The organism is Colwellia chukchiensis, assembly GCF_002104455.1.
GTDB lineage: Bacteria > Pseudomonadota > Gammaproteobacteria > Enterobacterales > Alteromonadaceae > Cognaticolwellia > Cognaticolwellia chukchiensis.
On sequence record NZ_NBOC01000040.1, the window covers coordinates 1 to 1385 of the forward strand.

At 39.7% G+C, this 1385-nt stretch carries 1 protein-coding gene; it reads right to left on the reverse strand.

Translation table 11 applies throughout. From position 1 onward, the window contains the following. Nucleotides 1-20: 20 nt before the first annotated feature. Complete coding sequence (locus B6K83_RS18060; protein WP_085286232.1) at nt 21-1343, reverse strand: IS4 family transposase; 1323 nt, start codon at nt 1341-1343, stop codon at nt 21-23. Nucleotides 1344-1385: the final 42 nt, after the last annotated feature.

Sequence of the window (1385 nt, forward strand, 5' to 3'; positions counted from 1 at the left end):
TAATGCCGTTCGGATAAGGATCATTCCTTATATCGCAACGGATATCGGCTCGGAATATAAAGCACCGAACGTGGAAACGTTCGGTGCTTTCTTTTATCTGGAAGTATGAAGTGTTTTATATCTGCTCTCATTTGCTTCAACTTTATTGGGAGTTTTCCGTCAGGCGATAAAGCAAGCCACCGAAGTTGCGTATCAATTAAGCTAATCGCTGCGGTGAAACTAATTCTCGTCGGTTCAACTTTTGCCTCTTCTGCAATGGCGGCCATTTCTAGTCGTATCAGGTTATACGCAATTAACACGCCCCACAGCTCTTGCTTTACACCATCAACAAATCGACTTCGTAGTGTGATTTTATTTTGAAGTTGTGTTTGCTTTAACTCTCCGTAACCTTCTTCAATCTCCCAGCGTTGCCAATAAATATTTAATATTGATTCTAACGGATATTTATCAGGATCAATGAGGGAAGTGATAAACCCTTTTATCTCTCCTTTAGGCTCTTGGTAAGCAATAAACCTAGCTCGCCACTTTTCAGGTAGGCTAGGATTTTGTTTTCTTGCTTGTGGAGATACAGGCATATCAATAAGAAGATCATTTGCTGCAAACTCCTCTATAATTTCATAACGCATTTTATTCTTTATTGGTGTTAACCAGTGACGTTCATTGCCTGCGCTTTGCCATTGAGTAAATAAATCCGCAGAAAAATAACAACGATCAAAAAGTGTTAATGAATTATCAGGCGTATCAACCATTAACCGATGAGCCAAGCTTATTTCGCCAATATTGCAGGCATCAAATGCTGCGCTTAGCATTAAGCGGGTTTCAACCGACATTAAACCAACTAAGCGTAACTGTGGATATGGTTTATGAGTCTTAGATATAAAACCAAACTCATCAGCATTTTCTTGAGAATCTTGGCAACGAAATGTTGTGCCATCGACGGCTAATACATGAAGACCAATATCGCTTTGAGTACCGAGCGCTTTACTCTTCCAAGCTTCTAATGTTGTCTTAAAAAGGTATGACATAGGTGAATCAGATAAACGACGGCGGCAATCGGTGAGCACACTTGGAGCCACTCTAGACCATTCATTATTGGTACTAGGTTGTAGCGCAATATCCATAGAGCTACAAACCTCTTTTATCGACTTATTTCGTATAAGCCCCATCCAGATAACAAGCCAAATAGCTTGTTGGGCTGGTAATCTTCGATTTCGAATACTGGCTTTTCCTGTGGCTAGCAAAGACTTTTCTATCCACTCGGGTTCTATCGCTTGAACTACTGATTCATAATCTCTACTTTCTTCAACTGATTCATAAACAAGCTCTAGTTCATTATTAAGCACAAAAAAATCCCCTCTGAAAATATCAGAGGGGATTATCTTATA